The 18702-nt window shown below is 63.9% G+C and carries 11 protein-coding genes; 8 read left to right on the top strand and 3 right to left on the bottom strand.

The window, feature by feature from the left end:
* Window positions 1-315: 315 nt before the first annotated feature.
* The 8 genes from KP003_RS13475 (at window position 316) to KP003_RS13440 (ending at window position 16755) form a co-directional block, all read left to right on the top strand.
* Complete coding sequence (locus KP003_RS13475) at window positions 316-8613, top strand: retention module-containing protein (protein ID WP_217299680.1); 8298 nt, start codon at window positions 316-318, stop codon at window positions 8611-8613.
* A 191-nt stretch (window positions 8614-8804) separates the two neighbouring features.
* Window positions 8805-10463 (top strand): AAA family ATPase, encoded by a 1659-nt coding sequence (locus KP003_RS13470; RefSeq protein WP_217299679.1) that lies wholly within the window; start codon window positions 8805-8807, stop codon window positions 10461-10463.
* A 1-nt stretch (window position 10464) separates the two neighbouring features.
* Window positions 10465-11184, top strand: coding sequence for a general secretion pathway protein GspB (locus tag KP003_RS13465; RefSeq protein ID WP_216499506.1), 720 nt, complete (start codon window positions 10465-10467; stop codon window positions 11182-11184).
* Window positions 11185-11271: 87 nt separating this feature from the next.
* Window positions 11272-13482, top strand: a complete 2211-nt coding sequence (recD2, locus tag KP003_RS13460) for an SF1B family DNA helicase RecD2 (protein ID WP_217299678.1) — start codon at window positions 11272-11274, stop codon at window positions 13480-13482.
* 15 nt (window positions 13483-13497) lie between these two features.
* Complete coding sequence (locus KP003_RS13455) at window positions 13498-14199, top strand: aspartate/glutamate racemase family protein (RefSeq protein ID WP_217299677.1); 702 nt, start codon at window positions 13498-13500, stop codon at window positions 14197-14199.
* Window positions 14200-14233: 34 nt separating this feature from the next.
* Window positions 14234-14776 carry a surface-adhesin E family protein gene (locus KP003_RS13450; RefSeq protein WP_217299676.1) on the top strand — a complete coding sequence of 181 codons (543 nt, stop codon included), beginning with the start codon at window positions 14234-14236 and terminating at the stop codon, window positions 14774-14776.
* A gap of 6 nt (window positions 14777-14782) precedes the next feature.
* On the top strand, window positions 14783-16117 hold the full coding sequence (locus KP003_RS13445) for an MFS transporter (protein ID WP_216499502.1): 1335 nt from the start codon (window positions 14783-14785) through the stop codon (window positions 16115-16117).
* Between the two features lie 20 nt (window positions 16118-16137).
* Window positions 16138-16755 carry a LysE family translocator gene (locus tag KP003_RS13440; RefSeq protein WP_216499501.1) on the top strand — a complete coding sequence of 206 codons (618 nt, stop codon included), beginning with the start codon at window positions 16138-16140 and terminating at the stop codon, window positions 16753-16755.
* A 7-nt stretch (window positions 16756-16762) separates the two neighbouring features.
* Here the strand turns inward: KP003_RS13440 and KP003_RS13435 are convergent, their stop codons facing one another.
* The 3 genes from KP003_RS13435 to KP003_RS13425 form a co-directional block, all read right to left on the bottom strand.
* Window positions 16763-17032, bottom strand: coding sequence for a Txe/YoeB family addiction module toxin (locus KP003_RS13435; RefSeq protein WP_216499500.1), 270 nt, complete (start codon window positions 17030-17032; stop codon window positions 16763-16765).
* Window positions 17022-17300 (bottom strand): type II toxin-antitoxin system Phd/YefM family antitoxin, encoded by a 279-nt coding sequence (locus KP003_RS13430; protein WP_216499499.1) that lies wholly within the window; start codon window positions 17298-17300, stop codon window positions 17022-17024. The genes KP003_RS13435 and KP003_RS13430 overlap by 11 nt, the downstream gene beginning before the upstream one ends.
* An 85-nt stretch (window positions 17301-17385) precedes the next feature.
* The gene (locus tag KP003_RS13425; RefSeq protein ID WP_239027532.1) at window positions 17386-18666 is read right to left on the bottom strand and encodes a 4Fe-4S dicluster domain-containing protein; all 1281 of its coding nucleotides are present in this window, start codon (window positions 18664-18666) and stop codon (window positions 17386-17388) included.
* Window positions 18667-18702: the final 36 nt, after the last annotated feature.

Genomic DNA, 18702 nt, shown 5'->3' with positions numbered 1-18702 from the left:
CCCCAGCGTTCCCCCCTTTGCAAAGGGGGACAGGGGATTTACCTTCCCCCCAATCATAAAAAAGCCCTCTGAAGTAGCAGAGGGCTTTTTTTCGTCCCATGCTTGGCATTGGCCTGGACACAGGTAATATATCAGCTCTGATTTAGCTACCGGCAGGTATGGCAGGAGTAAAAGTGAGGTCTCTGTAATCTTGATCACTATGTCAATCTAGTACCAAGGTACAATAGACATGGTTTCCCCTCAGAGATATCTTTACCATAACCAAATTTAGTAGCTCCTTTCACGCTTCACTATCAAATATTACGGAGAACGGTCATGGCACAGAACGATCAAGCAGCAGCGGCAGGCGCCGGGAACCAGGTAGTCGGCAAGGTTGTCATTCTCTACGGAACGGTAAAAGCCATATCCCCGGATGGCGCGATCCGTCTGCTCATGCCGAACAGCCCGATCTTCGCGAATGATCGCATCGTAACCGAGAGCGACGGCAGTGTCTCGATTGCGTTTGACGGCGCCCAGGGCAACCATTTGGATCTGGGCAGGATGACCAACGTCGCCATCGACCACGACGTCTATGGAACCGTGACCGCCGGTGACACCACCGATACGACAGCCGAGGTCCAGCAGATCCAGCAGGCGCTCGCCACCGGCGACCAGCCCATCGAGCTGGAAGCCCCGGCAGCAGGTGGTCCCGCCGATGCAGGCGGCACCCACCCGGTCTTTATCCTTGCGCCGACGGGCGAGGAGGTTCTCCCCACCGCCGGTGTGACCACCACGGGCGTCACCTTCGGGAGCACCGGGACCATTGATTCGGTGATCACCGAGACCGTAGCCCCCCCCACCGTTCCGACCACCAACACGGTCGTGGTTACCGCGCCGACGGATGTCAACGAGGGTGGGGATATCACCTACACCGCGACGACTACCCATCCGGCCCAGGGTGACATCACGGTAACCCTCTCCAATGGAAGCTCCATTATCATCCCCAATGGCGGGACCAGCGGCACCGTCCACGTCCCCGTTCATCCGGACAACCCGTACATCGACGCCGGCACCGTAACCACTACGGTCACCTCCGCAACGGGCGGGACCGAAACTGTCGTGGTCGACCATACCCCGGTGGTGACGCAGGTTCATGACATCCCCACCCCGACCACGGTAACCCTCGCGGTCAGCCCGGTCGCGATAACGGAGGCGGGTGCGACGGTGACCTACACCGCCACCCTGACCAACGTTGCCCACGGCGACGTGACGGTGCACCTGGACAACGGTCAGACGATCACGATCGCTGACGGCCACACCACCGGTTCGGTGGACCATACCTTCGCCAACGCGGACGACGTCTACGTCGACCCGAGCAATAGCAGCGTAGCGATCACCAGCGCCTCCGGCGGCAATTTCGAGCAAATCGTTGTAGATGGCACCCCTGCCACCGTGCACATTGCCGATACTGTCAATGACACGACCGTAAGCCTCGCGGTCAGCCCGGCATCTGTCACCGAAGCCGGCGCAACCGTAACCTATACCGCAACGCTTACCAACGCGGCCCACGGCGACGTCACCGTCCATCTTGCCAACGGCCAGACCATCACCATCGCCGATGGCCACACCACCGGTACCGTCGATCACACCTTCGCGAACACGGACGACGTCTATACCGATCCGAGCAGCAGCTCTACATCGATCACTAGCGCCTCCGGCGGCAACTTCGAGAACCTGGTGGTGGACTCCACTCCGGTAACCGTCCAGATTGCGGATACTGTGAACGACACCACCGTGAGCCTGGCAGTCAGCCCGGCGTCGATCACCGAGGCGGGCGCAACGGTGACCTACACCGCGACGCTGACCAACGCGGCCCACGGTGACGTGACGGTGCATCTGGACAACGGCCAGACCATCACCATCGCCGACGGTCACACCACCGGCACCGTCGACCACACCTTCGCCAACACGGACGATGTCTACGTCGATCCGAGCGGCAGCAGCGTGGCGATCTCCAGCGCTTCCGGCGGCAACTTCGAGAACCTGGTCGTCGACCACACTGCCGCCACGGTCAGCATCGCCGACACGGTGAACGACACCACGGTGAGCCTGGCTGTCAGCCCTGCGTCGATTACGGAAGCCGGCGCAACGGTGACCTACACCGCGACGCTTACCAATGCGGCCCACGGCGACGTGACCGTCCACCTGGACAACGGGCAGTCCATCACCATCGCCGACGGTCACACCACCGGTACCGTGGACCACACCTTTGCCAATATCGATGACGTGTACGTCGATCCGAGCAGCAGCGCTACATCGATCACTAGCGCCTCCGGCGGCAACTTCGAGAACCTGGTAGTGGACTCCACTCCGGTAACCGTCCAGATTGCCGATACCGTTAACGACACCACCGTGAGCCTCGCTGTCAGCCCGGCGTCGATTACGGAAGCCGGTGCAACGGTCACCTACACCGCGACCCTGACCAGCGCGGCTCACGGCGATGTCACCGTCCATCTCGACAACGGCCAGACCATCACCATCGCTGACGGTCACACCACCGGCACCGTGGACCATACCTTCGCCAACACGGACGATGTCTACGTCGACCCGACTAGCAGCAGCGTGGCGATCTCCAACGCCTCCGGCGGCAACTTCGAGAACCTGGTGGTGGATTCCACTCCGGTAACCGTCCAGATTGCGGATACCGTGAACGACACCACCGTCAGCCTGGCAGTCAGCCCGGCGTCGATTACGGAAGCCGGTGCAACGGTGACCTACACCGCGACCCTTACCAACGCGGCCCACGGCGACGTGACCGTTCACCTCGACAACGGCCAGACCATCACCATCGCCGACGGTCACACCACCGGCACCGTGGACCACACCTTCGCCAATACGGATGACGTCTACGTCGATCCGAGCAGCAGCAGCGTGGCGATTACCAGCGCTTCCGGCGGCAACTTCGAGAACCTGGTCGTCGACCACACTGCCGCCACGGTCAGCATCGCCGACACGGTAAATGACACCACGGTGAGCCTGGGTGTTAGCCCGGCGTCGATCACCGAGGCGGGCGCAACGGTGACCTACACCGCGACGCTTACCAATGCGGCTCACGGTGACGTGACCGTCCATCTCGACAACGGCCAGACCATCACGATCGCCGACGGTCACACCACCGGCACCGTGGACCATACCTTCGCCAATATCGATGACGTTTACGTTGGCCCGAGCAGCAGCAGCGTGGCGATCTCCAACGCTTCCGGTGGCAACTTCGAGAATCTGGTAGTGGACTCCACTCCGGTAACCGTCCAAATTGCCGACACCGTGAACGACACCACGGTGAGCCTGGCCGTCAGCCCGGCGTCGATCACCGAGGCCGGCGCAACGGTCACCTACACCGCGACGCTGACCAACGCGGCCCACGGCGACGTGACGGTGCATCTGGACAATGGCCAGACCATCACCATCGCCGACGGTCACAGCACCGGTACCGTGGACCACACCTTCGCCAGCAGTGATGACGTCTACGTCGATCCTTCCGACAACAGCGTGACGATCTCGAGCGCCAGCGGCGGGAACTTCGAGAACCTTGTGGTCGATCACACCGCGGCCACGGTCCACATTGCCGATACCATCAACGACACCACCGTGAGCCTGGGTGTCAGCCCGGCGTCCATCACCGAGGCGGGCGCCACCGTCACCTACACCGCGACGCTGACCAACGCGGCCCACGGCGACGTGACCGTCCACTTGGACAACGGGCAGACCATCACCATCGCCGACGGTCACACCACCGGCACCGTGGACCACACCTTCGCCAACACGGATGACGTCTACGTCGATCCGAGCAACAGCAGCGTGGCGATCTCCAGCGCTTCCGGCGGCAACTTCGAGAACCTCGTCGTGGATGCCACTCCGGCCACGGTCCACATCGCCGATACCATCAATGACACTACGGTGAGCCTGGCTGTCAGCCCGGCGTCGATCACCGAGGCGGGCGCAACGGTCACCTACACCGCGACGCTGACCAACGCGGCCCACGGCGACGTGACGGTGCATCTGGACAACGGCCAGACCATCACCATCGCCGACGGCCACACCACCGGCACCGTGGACCATACCTTCGCCAATACGGACGACGTCTACGTCGACCCGACTAGCAGCAGCGTGGCGATCTCCAGCGCTTCCGGCGGCAACTTCGAGAACCTTGTTGTCGATCACACCGCGGCCACGGTCCACATTGCCGATACCATCAACGACACCACCGTGAGCCTCGGCGTCAGCCCGGCATCCATCACCGAGGCGGGCGCCACCGTCACCTACACGGCGACGCTCACCAATGCGGCCCACGGCGACGTAACGGTGCATCTGGACAACGGGCAGACCATCACCATCGCCGACGGTCACACCACCGGCACCGTGGACCACACCTTCGCGAGCAGTGATGACGTCTACGTCGATCCTTCCGACAACAGCGTGACGATCTCGAGCGCCAGTGGCGGGAACTTCGAGAACCTTGTTGTTGATCACACCGCGGCCACGGTCCACATTGCCGATACCATCAACGACACCACGGTGAGCCTCGGTGTCAGCCCGGCGTCGATCACCGAAGCGGGCGCCACCGTCACCTACACCGCGACGCTCACCAATGCGGCCCACGGCGACGTGACGGTGCATCTGGACAACGGCCAGACCATCACCATCGCCGACGGCCACACCACCGGCACCGTGGACCATACCTTCGCCAATACGGACGACGTCTACGTCGACCCGACTAGCAGCAGCGTGGCGATCTCCAGCGCTTCCGGCGGCAACTTCGAGAACCTTGTCGTAGACCATACTGCCGCCACGGTCAGCATCGCCGATACCGTGAACGACACGACGGTGAGCCTGGGAGTCAGCCCGGCGTCGATCACCGAGGCGGGCGCAACGGTCACCTACACCGCGACGCTGACCAACGCGGCCCACGGCGACGTGACGGTGCATCTGGACAACGGCCAGACCATCACCATCGCCGACGGCCACACCACCGGCACCGTGGACCACACCTTCGCGAGCAGCGATGACGTCTACGTCGATCCTTCCGACAACAGCGTGACGATCTCGAGCGCCAGCGGCGGGAACTTCGAGAACCTTGTTGTCGATCACACCGCGGCCACGGTCCACATTGCCGATACCATCAACGACACCACCGTGAGCCTCGGCGTCAGCCCGGCATCCATTACCGAGGCGGGCGCCACCGTCACCTACACGGCGACGCTCACCAATGCGGCCCACGGCGACGTAACGGTGCATCTGGACAACGGGCAGACGATCACCATCGCGGACGGGCATACCACCGGCACCGTGGACCACACCTTCGCCAATATCGATGACGTGTACGTCGATCCGAGCAGCAGCAGCGTGGCGATCTCCAGCGCCTCCGGCGGCAACTTCGAGAACCTTGTCGTCGATCACACCGCCGCCACGGTCAGCATCGCCGATACGGTGAACGACACCACGGTGAGCCTCGGTGTCAGCCCGGCATCCATCACCGAGGCGGGCGCAACGGTGACCTACACTGCCACCCTGACCAGCGCGGCTCACGGCGATGTAACGGTCCACCTGGACAACGGGCAGACGATCACCATCGCGGACGGGCATACCACCGGCACCGTCGATCACACCTTCGCCAACACCGATGATGTGTACGTCGATCCGAGCAACAGCAGCGTGGCGATCTCCAGCGCTTCCGGCGGCAACTTCGAGAACCTCGTCGTGGATGCCACTCCGGCCACCGTCCAAATTGCCGATACCATTAACGACACCACGGTGAGCCTGGCCGTCAGCCCCGCGTCGATCACCGAGGCGGGCGCCACCGTCACCTACACCGCGACGCTGACCAACGCGGCCCACGGTGACGTGACGGTGCATCTGGACAATGGCCAGACCATCACCATCGCCGACGGCCACACCACCGGCACCGTGGACCACACCTTCGCGAGCAGTGATGACGTCTACGTCGATCCTTCCGACAACAGCGTGACGATCTCGAGCGCCAGCGGCGGGAACTTCGAGAACCTTGTTGTCGATCACACCGCGGCTACGGTCCACATTGCCGATACCATCAACGACACCACGGTGAGCCTCGGTGTCAGCCCGGCGTCGATCACCGAAGCGGGCGCCACCGTCACCTACACCGCGACGCTCACCAATGCGGCCCACGGCGACGTAACGGTGCATCTGGACAACGGCCAGACCATCACCATCGCCGACGGTCACACAACCGGCACCGTGGACCACACCTTCGCCAATATCGATGACGTGTATGTCGATCCGAGCAGCAGCAGCGTGGCGATCTCCAGCGCCTCCGGCGGCAACTTCGAGAACCTTGTCGTCGACCACACCGCCGCCACGGTCAGTATCGCTGATACGGTGAACGACACCACGGTGAGCCTGGCAGTCACCCCTGCATCCATCACCGAGGCGGGTGCAACGGTTACCTACACCGCCACCCTGACCAGCGCCGCACATGGCGACGTCACCGTTCACCTCGACAACGGCCAGACCATCACCATCGCCGACGGGCACAGCACCGGCACGGTTGACTACACCTTCGCAAACAGCGATGACGTGTACGTCGATCCGAGCAACAGCAGCGTGACGATCACCAGCGCTTCCGGCGGCAACTTCGAGAACCTCGTCGTCGACCACACTGCGGCCACCGTTCACATCGCTGATACCATCGATACAACCGGTGTACACATCAGCACCACCAACATCGGCGAGCATGATGCCGGGGCGACCTTCAGCATTCACCTCGACAACGCCCCGCAGGGAGCGGCCACGGCGACGGTTGACGTTTATGACCAGTACACCGGGCTGACCACGACCCACTCCGTCAATATTGACGGTTCCGGCAACGGGTCGCTGTTCGTCGCACTGTCGAACCCCGCGGATGAGAGCATCACCGCGACCGTTACCGCCATCAATGGCGGCAACTATGAAGCGACCAGCGTCGGCGCAACTGCCACTGCAAGCATCGACCACGGCGTCACACTCACACCTGTCGGCGTTTCCGTCAACGAGGCGAACCTGTCGGACGGCTCAAGCCCTGCCGCGGCTGCCCTGACCCAGAGCGGATCGCTTTCGATCACCGCCCTGGATGGCGTCAGTAGCGTCCATATCGGCAACACCGACATCTCTATCGCCGCGCTGCATGACCTCGGTTCTACCGGCCCGATCTCGATCGACGGCGTTACCTACGGGCAGATGACGGTCACCGGCTACACCGATACCGCTACCGGCGGCACGCTCCAGTACAGCTTCACGTTGAGCGACAACGTGCTGACCCCGCCTGCCAGCGTGGAGAGCTACGTGGAGCAGGTCTCCGTCAGCGTAACCGATGCGAACGGCAGCGTTGCCAACTCTTCCCTTGGCATCACCATCGTGGACGATCACCCGACCTTCACCATGATCGATCACGCCATCATCGGCAACGAGGACAGCTCCACCGCCGGTGTGCTCTACGGCAACCACGACATCAACTTCGGTGCCGATTCGATAGGTCCGATCAACATTGTCGGCGATTCACTGAACGGCAAACTCAGCTACGAGTACACCACCCATGCCGACGGATCGGTCACCGCTGCGGCTTACTCCAGCACCGACCATAGCGCCGCTAATCATTTCTTCGACCTGACCATCAACACCGATGGCACGTACGCCTTCGACATGGTCAATGCCAGGGCGACCTTTGCATCAGGGAACATTAGCCTGCTGAACGTCAACGGCGGTGCGGCCACCAACAGCTTCGCCCTCAACGACGCGACGTTCAACGCCATCGACACCAACCACAACGGGACCATCGACAAGACCGAGCAGTTGAAGCCGACCTCGACAGGTTTTGGCGTTGCCAACGGCAACGTCGATACCGGCGAGCAGTTCAACGTAACATTCAACAGCGGTATAGCCGTCGACACCATTTCGCTCTACGGGAAGGTCCAGGCTGCCGGTTCCCTGACCATGTCCTACATAACGGACTACCTCAACCCTGATGGCACCACGGGGCACGACACAGGTAGTGCAACGCTCGACAGCAACGGCATGATGCATTTCGATCCGGCGCATGACTTCACTTCCATTACCTTCGCGGTCACCAGCGGCACCGGCAAACTGGACAGCTTCTCCTTCACCGAGCGGCTGATCCCCAACGACGAGACCCTGCACTTCCAGGTCTCCGCAACCGACGGCGACGGCGACCCGACCGGATCGCACAGCCTGGACGTGACGCTGCTCGGCGTTCACACCGCCGGGACCGTCATTGCCGGAACCACCGGCAGCGATGCCATGATCGGCACCTCGGGCAACGATATTTTCTCGACTGGGGCAGGCCACGATACCATCATGGCGACCAAGGGCAGCGACCACATCACCGACTTCGATGTCAACCACGACACCCTGGATGTCAGCAGCCTGCTGGCGAACGCCACCCAAAGCAACCTGGTGGTGGGCAACGACGGAGCGAACCATCTGAAGATAACCGTGGTGGATAACGCCAGCCACACACTCGGCAGTGTGACCTTTGACAACATCGCGTCGAACGACACAACGTCAATCAACACGTTGCTGGATGAAGTCAAGACGCACCATTGATCCCGTCTCACGGCGGTGACACCAACCTGCTGCGGAAGTTTCTTCCGCAGCAGGTTTTTTTCTGTCCGTAGCCTTAACGACTGTTCATCCATCCCGCAGGATTCGCTTGACACTCCCGCCGCAAAAAACTATAGCTATAACCTCCACTTCACCCAACCTTCTCCCGCCCGGACCGGGCCAATCGGGGAAACATGTACTGGGAATCTTTCGGCTTCAAAGAAGCACCTTTCGCACTCACTCCAAACCCGTCCTTCCTGTTCCTGAGCTCTCCGCACCAGGAGGCTTTCGCGCACCTGCTTTTCGCCATTGAGAACCGCGCCGGTTTCATCGAGCTCTCCGGCGAGGTCGGCACCGGCAAGACTACCCTCGTCCGTACCCTTCTGAACCAACTCGACCCGGAAACCCACCGCACCGCGCTGATCTTCAACCCGATCCTCTCCCCCCTGGGGTTCATGAAGGAGGTGAACGCGGAGTTCGGCCTTCCTACCGAAGGCAACGAGATCCGCGACCTGCACGCCGCCCTGAACGCGTACCTGCTTGAGGAAAACCGCGCGGGGCACACCGTGGTGCTGGTGATCGACGAGGCACAGAACCTCTCGGTCGAGGTGCTGGAACACGTCCGGCTCATCTCGAACCTGGAGACCGAGAGCGACAAGCTGATCCAGATCGTGCTCGTCGGGCAGCCGGAGCTGAACGCGCTCCTCGCCCGGGACGAACTGCGGCAGCTCGACCAGCGCATCACGGTGCGCTACCACTTGAAGCCGATGTGCTTCGACGATACCTGCGCCTACATCCGGCACCGGATCAGGTTCGCCGCCGACGGCAGGGAGCCGCTCGTCTTTTCCCCCGGCGCGTTCAAGCGCATCTTCAAGTTTTCCGGCGGTCTGCCGCGCCTGATCAACGGCGTGTGCGACCGCGCGCTGCTGCTCGCCTACACTCGCGACTGCAAGGAGGTCACCCCTGCGATGGCGTCGCTCGCCATTGCCGACCTGCGCAAGGAGTCGCCGCGCCGGCGACGGGCGCTGCAGGTGAGGGCGCTGTCGGCGGCGCTGGTTCTCTGTGTCGTCATCATCGCCGGTTTCTCCGCGGTCTCCTTCCACCTGCTCCCGGAGGAGAAGAAGGCGGTCACGGAGAAGAAGGAGGCCAGGGAGACGCAGGAAGCCGATAAGATGCCTCCCGTGTCGGCCGAGGCTGCGCGGCAGGCGATAGCGACGCAGCCCGAGCAGGAAAACCTGTACGCAGCCGTCAACGCCGTACTGGACGCCTGGCACGTGCAGCGGGTCGATCCGGTCCCGGGTCAACCTGCCAACCTGCGCACGCTGGTCCGGCAGCGCGGGCTCGTCGCCTCGAAGTTTTCCGCGAGCTTTGAACTCCTGACGCGGCTGGACGCGCCGGCGCTGCTCCACATCGCGTTGCCGGGGGGAGGCGAGCGGTTGGTGGCCCTGGTGGGAGCGGATAGGGGCGGACTGGAGGTCGTCCCGCAGGTGGCGGGGCGCTCGAAGCTCAGCCACGCCGAACTGGCGCAGCTCTGGACCGGCGGGACCACCGTTCTTTGGAAGGATTTCCATGGCATCGCCTCGCGTACCAAGGCCGCAGACAAGGCTGCCGGGACCAAGGCTCTCCAGGGGCTTTTGAAGCAGGTCGACTGTTATGCCGGTCCGCTGGACGGGAACCTGAACGAGGCTACCAAGGCGGCGCTCGCCGAATTTCAGCGCCGCGAACAGCTGACGGCGGACGGCAAGGTGGGGGCTCAGACCCTCATGCTCCTGTACCGCAAGGCCGGCGGCTTCTTCCCCCCGGGGCTTATGCGGGTTGGCGCCAACGGCAAGCAGACAACGGGACGGATCTGACATGAGCCTGATACTCGACGCTTTGAGAAAGATGGAGCAGGAACGACGGAGCAGGCGCGGGTCCGCCCAAGACCTGCGTCCCGAGGTGCTGCGCTACCGCCTGGCGGCCCAGCCCAAAGAGCCGCGCCGCTACCCGGTGGCCGTGGTCGCCGGTACCGCACTGCTTTTGGCCGGCATCGGTGCAGGTTTTCTGCTGAAGGGGCACGCCCCGGAACCGGCAAGGGAACCGGGTCTCGCAGCAGCTCCCGCACCCCAAGTGCCCGCAACCCCAGCACCGGTCGCACCGCCCGCAGCGCCCGCAGTCGCACCGGTAACAGTCGCACCCCCGGCCGTGCCGCCGGCACCGGCGCCTCCGGCCGCGACGGCCGTTGCCGGTCAATCTCCGGTCGCAATTCCCCAGTCGGTTGCGCCACCCACCGGGCAGGCCCGGAAAGCCTCCCGTGCCGCAGCCGTCCCCCGGTCCTTGCCGTCCGACGCGCCGCAGATGGCACCCCAGGAACCTGCCGCCGCTACCGGCGGTGCCCAGGACATCACCATCTCCGGGATCGCCTACCAGGACGAGCGGCGCCTGAGGCGCGCGGTCCTGAACGGGATACTGGTCGGCGAGGGGGCGGAGGTGGGGGGCGCCCGCGTGGTCGAGATCAAGGAAACCAAGGTGCGGCTGTCCCGCGGCGGCCGCGTCTTCGAGGTTCCCTTCTCCTCCGGGCTCCAGTCCCGTTAACCCCGGCCTTCACGCCCCGACCCCTGCGTATCGCCCTGGCCGGCCATCACGGTTCCCAATCTCCGAAGCACTGCAGCTGGAGCCCCGATGAAAGAAAGATCACCTGCCGAACATGCGGTCGAAAGAATTTCCGGCTCCCTGGAGAGGGTTACCTTCCACAGCGAGGAGACGGGCTTCTGCGTGCTGCGTGTGAAGGTTTCAGGACACCGGGAACTGGTGACGGTGACCGGGAGCGCCGCGTCGATCACCCCGGGCGAGTTCCTCGAGTGCACCGGTTCCTGGCACAACGACCGCACCCACGGCATGCAGTTCAAGGCGGAGCACCTGAAGGTGGTGCCCCCCACCACGCTGGAGGGGATCGAGAAGTACCTGGGATCCGGGATGGTGCACGGCATCGGCCACCACTTCGCCAAGGTGCTGGTGCAGGCCTTTCGCGAGGAGGTCTTCGATGTCATAGAGAACCGCCCCGAGCGGCTGCTGGAACTCCCCGGCATCGGCCGCAAACGGATGGAGGCGGTGGCGAGCGCCTGGGTGGAGCAGAAGGCGATCCGGGAGATCATGGTTTTCCTGCAGTCCAACGGCCTTGGGACCGCACGCGCCGTGCGCATCTACAAGAGCTACGGCAACGAGGCGATCTTCAAGGTCACCGAGAACCCGTACCGGCTTGCCCTCGACATCCACGGGATCGGGTTCAAGACCGCCGACGCCCTGGCCGCCAACCTCGGCGTCGCGCGCGACTCGATGATCCGGGCGCAGGCCGGCGTCAGGCACGTGCTGCAGGAACTCTCGGCAAGCGGCCACTGCGCGGCCGCCCGGTCCGACCTGGCGCAGAGCGCCGCCTCCCTGCTCGACATCCCCGTTGCCGTTATCGAAGCCGCCATCGACGCGGAGATCGCCGAGCAGAACCTGGTCGCCGAGCCGATCGCCGGCCGCCCCTGCCTGTTCCTGGCGCCGTTGCACCGTGCCGAAGTCGGTGTCGCCGGGAGCCTCTCGCGCCTTTGCAACGGAGCCCCACCCTGGGGGGGCATCGTCGCGGAAGAGGCCATCCCCTGGGTTGAGAGCCACAACGGCATCACCCTGTCCCAATCGCAGCGCGACGCCATCCGGCTTGCCTTGAAGAGCAAGGTGGTCGTCGTTACCGGCGGCCCGGGAGTCGGCAAGACCACGCTGGTGAACAGCATCCTTGCCATCATCCGCTCCAGGGAACTACGGGTGACCCTGTGCGCCCCGACCGGACGGGCGGCCAAGCGGCTCACCGAATCGACCGGTATCGAGGCCAAGACCATCCACCGCCTGCTGGAGTTCGACCCGCAGAGCTTCGGCTTCAAGCGCGACCGGGAAAACCCGCTTGCCACCGACCTCCTGGTGATGGACGAGGCCTCCATGGTCGACGTGGTGCTGATGAACAAGCTCCTCCCCGCCGTCCCGGACCACGCCGGCGTGATCATCGTGGGGGACGTGGACCAGCTCCCCTCCGTCGGCCCCGGCTGTGTCCTTGCCGACATCATCGATTCGGGCGCCGTTGCCACCGTGCGCCTGACCGAGATCTTCCGCCAGGCCGCGGGCTCCAAGATCATCGTCAACGCGCACCGCATCAACCGCGGCGAGCTCCCCCTGCAGGACGAGGGGAAGGAGCTGGCCGATTTCTACTTCATCCCCGCCGCGTCCGCCGAGGACATCCACGGCAAGCTGCTCCAGGTGATCACCGAGCGTATCCCGAAGCGTTTCGGCTTCGACCCGGTGCGCGACATCCAGGTGCTCACCCCCATGAACCGCGGCGGACTCGGCACCGGATCCTTGAACGCGGAACTGCAGGGTGTGCTAAACGGCAAGGCTGAACCCAGGGTGACCCGCTTCGGCACCGGCTTCGCGCCCGGCGACAAGGTGATCCAGACCGTGAACAACTACGAGAAGGAAGTCTTCAACGGCGACATCGGCCGGATCGTGGAGGTGCACCAGGAGGAGGGGACGCTCAGCGTGGATTTCGACGAGCGGCTGGTGGAATATCAGTTCGGCGAACTGGACGAGGTGAGCCTCGCCTACGCCACCAGCATCCACAAGAGCCAGGGGTCCGAATACACCGCCGTCGTGATCCCCCTGTCCATGCAGCACTACACCATGCTGGAGCGCAACCTGATCTACACCGCGGTGACCCGGGGCAAGAAGCTGGTGGTGGTGATCGGCGAAGCCAAGGCGCTGGCCATGGCCGTGCGCACCAATAAATCGCAGCGCAGGATGACGGACCTGGCGCGCAGGATCTGCAGCGCCGGCATGGTGGAAGCGACCGTGCAGCCTTGAGCTCAGGAGGAAGTGATGAAGACCATCGGCATGATCGGCGGGCTCGGACCGGAGTCCACCATCGACTACTACCAGCGCATCATCGAAGCCTTCCGGGTGCCGGGGAGCCTCGCCGCACCGGAGATGGTGATCTACAGCGTTAGCCTGCAGGAGGTGATGGACCTCGCCGCCCGGCGCGAATGGAACCATCTCGTTTACCTGCTGCTGCAGAAGGTGAGGGCGCTGCACAAGGCCGGCGCCGATTTCGCCATCATAACGGCCAACACGCCGCACGTCGTGTTCGACGAGGTCCAGGCGAAGTCGCCCATCCCGCTCATCAGCATCGTCGCGGCCACCTGCGAGAAGGCGAAGGGGCTGGGGGTGAAGAAGGTCGGGCTTTTGGGGACCAGGTTCACCATGGAGGAGAACTTCTTTGCGCCTCCCTTCGCGGCAGCGGGGATCTCTGTGGTGGTCCCCTCTGCCAGTGAACAGCACTACATCCACGAGAAGCTGATGACGGAGATCGAGCTGGGGATCATAAAGGACGACACGAGGAAGGGGTTGATAGACATCATCGAGCGCCTGGTGCTGCAGGAAAAGGTGGAGGCGGTCATCCTTGGCTGCACTGAACTGCCGCTGATACTAAAGGACGGCGACTTCGACACGACCTTTCTCAATACAACGGCGATCCATGTCGAGAGTGTGGTGAGATATTGCAGGGAAGGCAGGACGTGGTAAAAGGAGCAGGTCGGAATAAAGAACAGGGGGCAGTATGAAAACTTTATTGATCCTGGCGCTGGTTCTCGTCGCCTCGACCTCGTTCGCCGGTGAGAAGACAAAGACGGCCAAGGATGCGCCGAGCTCGCAAACGCTGCAGGAGAAGTGGGACGCGGATGCCTCGCTTTTGAAGCTGGACTGCAGCGACAGCATGTGCGTCTACGGCGTCAAGGGTTCCGCGCAGATCGTCGACGCCGACAGCAACATCCGCTCGGCGTGGGTCGCCTTTCTCTACACGGATGAAGGGCGCAAGGCGCTCGCGGGGCCGCTGAAGGGAAGCTATTACAGCAAGGAAAAGTGGAACATCAACTGCAACGAGGCGACCATGAACGTCTCCTCGGTCCACTACTACGACGCCAAGGGGAATCCGGTGAGCTCCTACGGCAACGACGAACAGTGGAGCGACGTCGTCCCCGGCAGCTTCGGTGAAACGGTCGCCGCCATCGTCTGCACCCTGGAGGACGACGGGACCGAGGAGGACACTCCCACCCGGGACGTGCCGGGAGAGGCCCCCTCCCAGGAAGGCACGCCCCTTTAAGCTCCCATGAGCCCCCTCGCCGGCATATCCCGCGTCAAGGTGCTGCTGCGGGCGCTACGCTCCCGGAACTACCGCCTCTTCGTGGCCGGGCAGAGCGTCTCCCTGGTCGGCACCTGGATGCAGCAGGTTGCCATGAGCTGGCTCGTGTACCGACTGACCGACTCCGCCATGCTGCTGGGGGTGGTCGGGTTCACCAGCCAGGTTCCGACCTTCCTGTTCGCCCCGGTGGCGGGTGTCTTCGCGGACCGCTGCAACCGGCGCCGCCTGCTGATGCTGACCCAGGCGCTGGCCATGGTCCAGGCGGCGCTCCTGGCGGCGGCGGTGCTGCTGGGGGTGGTCCAGGTCTGGCACATCGTGTTGCTGAGCCTCGTTCTCGGCGTCGTGAACGCCTTCGACATCCCGGTCCGCCAGTCTTTCGTGGTCGAAATGGTGACCGAGCGCGAGGATCTCGGCAACGCCATCGCCCTCAACTCCTCCATGGTGAACGCCGCCCGCCTGATCGGTCCGACCATCGCCGGCCTGCTGGTCGCCTCGGTCGGAGAGGGGATCTGCTTCCTCTTGAACAGCGTGAGCTACCTTGCCGTGCTCCTGGCCCTGGCCGCCATGCGCATCGAGCCGCGGGGAGGCAACGACAAGCCCCGGCGCCACATCTATCACGAACTCAAGGAAGGCTTCATCTACGCCTTCGGTTTCGGCCCCATTCGGAGCATCCTGCTGCTGGTCGCCCTGATGAGCCTTACCGGAATGCCGTACACCGTGCTGGTCCCGGTTTTCGCCAAGGACATCCTGCACGGCGGCGCCCACACCTTCGGCTTTTTGATGACCGCCGCGGGATGCGGCGCCCTGGTCGGCACCATCTACCTCGCCTCCCGCAGCAGCGTCCTCGGCCTTGGCAAGCTGATCGTGCTCTCGACCTGCCTTTTCTCCATCGGGGTCGCCGTCTTCGCCGTCTCGAGCAGCATGGCGCTCTCCCTCTCCGCGCTGGTCGTGGCCGGTTTCGGCGCCATGACGCTGGTCGCCTCCTGCAACACCATCCTGCAGACCATCCTGGAGGAGGACAAGCGGGGTAGGGTGATGAGCTTCTTCACCGTGGCCTTCATGGGGATGGCTCCCTTCGGCAGCCTGGGAGCCGGTGCCATGACCAAGGTCGTCGGCCCGCGCGTGACCCTGGTCATAGGGGCGGCCTGCTGCCTGGCCGGAGCACTGGTATTCGCCAAAAACCTCCCCCGGATCAGGCAGATGATCCGCCCCATCTACGCCCGCATGGGCATCGTCAAAGAGGTGGCCCAGGGGATGGAGACCGCGGCCGAGCAGCCGCAACTGCCCAAGGAGAAGGAATGAAGGAAAGGATGAAGTTTTAGATGATAGATTTCCTCACTGCAGGTCTTGTTCTCGGTTGCTCGGCGGGGTTCTCGCCGGGGCCGCTTTTGATGCTGGTGATCTCCGAAACGCTCAGCCACGGCACCAGGTCCGGGGTGCGGGTGGCGCTCTCCCCCATCATCACCGACTTCCCCATCGTCGCCGCCACACTGCTGTTACTGATGAAAGTCTCCGGCTACCACGGCATCCTGGGCTGCGTCTCGCTGGCAGGCGGCCTCTTCGTGCTCTACACCGGCTACCAATCGCTGCGGGCCAAGCCGGTCCAACTGGACCTCCCCAAGGACCCTCCCAAGTCGCTGCGCAAGGGGGTGGTGACCAACTTGCTCAGCCCGCACCCTTACCTTTTCTGGATCACCGTGGGCGCGCCGCTTTTGTCCAGGTCGCTCAAGGTCGGACCCGCCGCCTTTGTCGCCTTCATCGGGAGCTTCTACCTCTGCCTGGTCGGCGCCAAGATCGTCCTCGCCCTCGCCGTGGGGAGGTCGCGGGCCTTCATGGGGAGCAGGGTTTACCTCTGGATCATGCGCCTGCTCGGCGCGCTGCTGACCTTCTTTGCTCTGCTGTTGTTCCGTGAGGGGCTCAAACTGCTGGGGGTGTGGTAGGAGGGGATCAGTAGTGGTAGCGTGCCTGGAGGAAGTCGACGCGGTCGTCGCTCACCAGGTACACCAGCCGGTGTTCCTGGGTGAGGCGGCGGGACCAGGCGGCGGGGGAGAGATACTTGAGCGGTTCGGGTTTTCCGATTCCACGGAAAGGGTCCCGCATCACCGCCTCCACCAGCGACAGGGCCCGTAACGCCGTCTTGCGGTCCACCTCCACCCAGTGGCGCAGGTCTTCGCGAAACTCCGGATGAAACACCGCCGCCCGGGCCTTAGCCGCCAAGTCCCAACTCCTGACGGAGTCCTGAAACCGTTTCCGGTTCACCCTCCCGCTTGAGGGCGCGCTCCAGCGCGGTCAGGAGCCTCTGGGCGTTCTTGGGCGAGCGCATCAGGTGCGCCGTCTCTACCAGGCTGGCCAATTCGTCCGCGGCTATCATGGCCACACTCTCACCGCTGCGGCGATCGATGATGACGATCTCGCGGTTTTTGGTCACTTCATCGCAAAGCCCGGCGAGGTTGGCCCGGGCATTGGTGTAGGTGGTCTTCAGCATCTTCTCCCCCTGTCCTTGTCGGCTGTACAGGAACACCGTACAGTAACTGCTGCGTTTTGGCAACAGTCAACCGAGGTGTCTGCGGCTAGTCGTACCCGGAGAACCGGTCCACCTCCACTTTGGCCAAAAGCCGCTCAAGGTAGCGCGACTTGAGCTGCTCGGCGGCCATGAGCCGCTGCACCGGCGGCAGTTTGAGGATCGCCCCGAGGATCGCCGCCATGGCGCGGTGGCTCAGATAGGCCTGGTTGTCGAAGATGAGGTTTTGCAGCTTGCCGCGCTCGATCGCCATGAGCACCAGCCGGTGCGCGGTGTTCACCGGCGTGAGGATGCGCTTGGCGCGAGGCTCGAGCCGGAGGGCGCCGGTGGGGCAGTTGCGCACGCATACCCCGCATCCAAGGCAGAAGTCGGTGTCGGTCTGGGACCGGCCCCCTTCGGGATTGACGGTCACCGCGCCGACCGGGCAGACGGCCGCGCACCTGCCGCAGCCGCTGCAGCGGTCGGCCTGCGTTGCCTGCACGAAGTTGGTGCTGTACATGGCGTTGGGGATGGCCAGCCTGCGGGCCGCGATGAGCCCCTCGCAGCAGCAGCGGCAGCAGTTGCAGACGAAGTTGACCCGCTTTTGCACGTTGTCCGCGCACTGCACGAGGTTCAGGTCGCGTGCCTTTTGCAGCAGGTCCAGCCCCTCGGCGCTCTCCACGCGGCGCGCCACCCCCCGCCTTAACAGCGACTGCGCCGCGAGGTTCAGCGTCATGCAGATGTCCAGCGGCGCGGCGCAGGCCCGGTCCAGTTGCGCCATCTTGTGCCGGCAGTAGCAAAGCCCCACCGCGATGTCGCTCGCGCTCTTGATCACCTCGCTGGCGCGCTCGTAGTCGAGCACCTGGCAGGCCTGCTCGTCCGGAATCGCTTCCTCGTTCACCAGCACCCGCCCGAGCGAGGTCTCGCCCCCGGCAAAGAGGTCGCGGATGAAGGCGTCCTCGACGTTTATGTACTGAAAATAGAGCCGCGCCAGCTCCTTCTGGTCCAGGTCGGGGCGCAGCCGCATCAGGGAGAACTCGAAGAAGCCGGCCATGGGGGGAGGAAGGAAGTAGATACGCCTGCCGTCGCGCTCGATGTCCAGCAGCAGCGAGCGGGAGGCGAGCTTTTCCAGCAGGGCCCGGGCGTCCCTGGTGGGAAGGTTCCAGATCCGGGCGGCCTTGGTCGCGGAGAAGGGGCGCAGCGGCAACAGGCTCATGAGCACCGCCTCCCGCTCGCTGCACAGGATGGAAAAGATCCTGAGCAGGAGCTCCGACTCGGGCGCCCCCTGCGGAAACCGGTTCACCCGCCGCATCAGGCGGTGATAGCCGTCGTTTGATCGCTGCTCTGACAAGGAGGATCTCCTGTTGTTAAAAAACGACAATGTGCC

It is taken from the genome of Geomonas diazotrophica (assembly GCF_019063885.1).
Taxonomy (GTDB): Bacteria; Desulfobacterota; Desulfuromonadia; order Geobacterales; family Geobacteraceae; genus Geomonas; species Geomonas diazotrophica.
The sequence above is the reverse complement of the archived record's forward strand: the minus strand, read 5'-3'. Positions and strand labels throughout refer to the sequence as shown.

What these genes read in the sequence shown, in the direction of transcription:
- KP003_RS13465 (WP_216499506.1), top strand. Translation starts at nt 10,465, where the DNA reads ATGAGCCTGATACTCGACGCTTTGAGAAAGATGGAGCAGGAACGACGG.
- recD2 (WP_217299678.1), top strand. Translation starts at nt 11,272, where the DNA reads ATGAAAGAAAGATCACCTGCCGAACATGCGGTCGAAAGAATTTCCGGC.
- KP003_RS13450 (WP_217299676.1), top strand. Translation starts at nt 14,234, where the DNA reads ATGAAAACTTTATTGATCCTGGCGCTGGTTCTCGTCGCCTCGACCTCG.
- KP003_RS13470 (WP_217299679.1), top strand. Translation starts at nt 8,805, where the DNA reads ATGTACTGGGAATCTTTCGGCTTCAAAGAAGCACCTTTCGCACTCACT.
- KP003_RS13430 (WP_216499499.1), bottom strand. Translation starts at nt 17,300, where the DNA reads ATGCTGAAGACCACCTACACCAATGCCCGGGCCAACCTCGCCGGGCTT.
- KP003_RS13455 (WP_217299677.1), top strand. Translation starts at nt 13,498, where the DNA reads ATGAAGACCATCGGCATGATCGGCGGGCTCGGACCGGAGTCCACCATC.
- KP003_RS13445 (WP_216499502.1), top strand. Translation starts at nt 14,783, where the DNA reads ATGAGCCCCCTCGCCGGCATATCCCGCGTCAAGGTGCTGCTGCGGGCG.
- KP003_RS13475 (WP_217299680.1), top strand. Translation starts at nt 316, where the DNA reads ATGGCACAGAACGATCAAGCAGCAGCGGCAGGCGCCGGGAACCAGGTA.
- KP003_RS13440 (WP_216499501.1), top strand. Translation starts at nt 16,138, where the DNA reads ATGATAGATTTCCTCACTGCAGGTCTTGTTCTCGGTTGCTCGGCGGGG.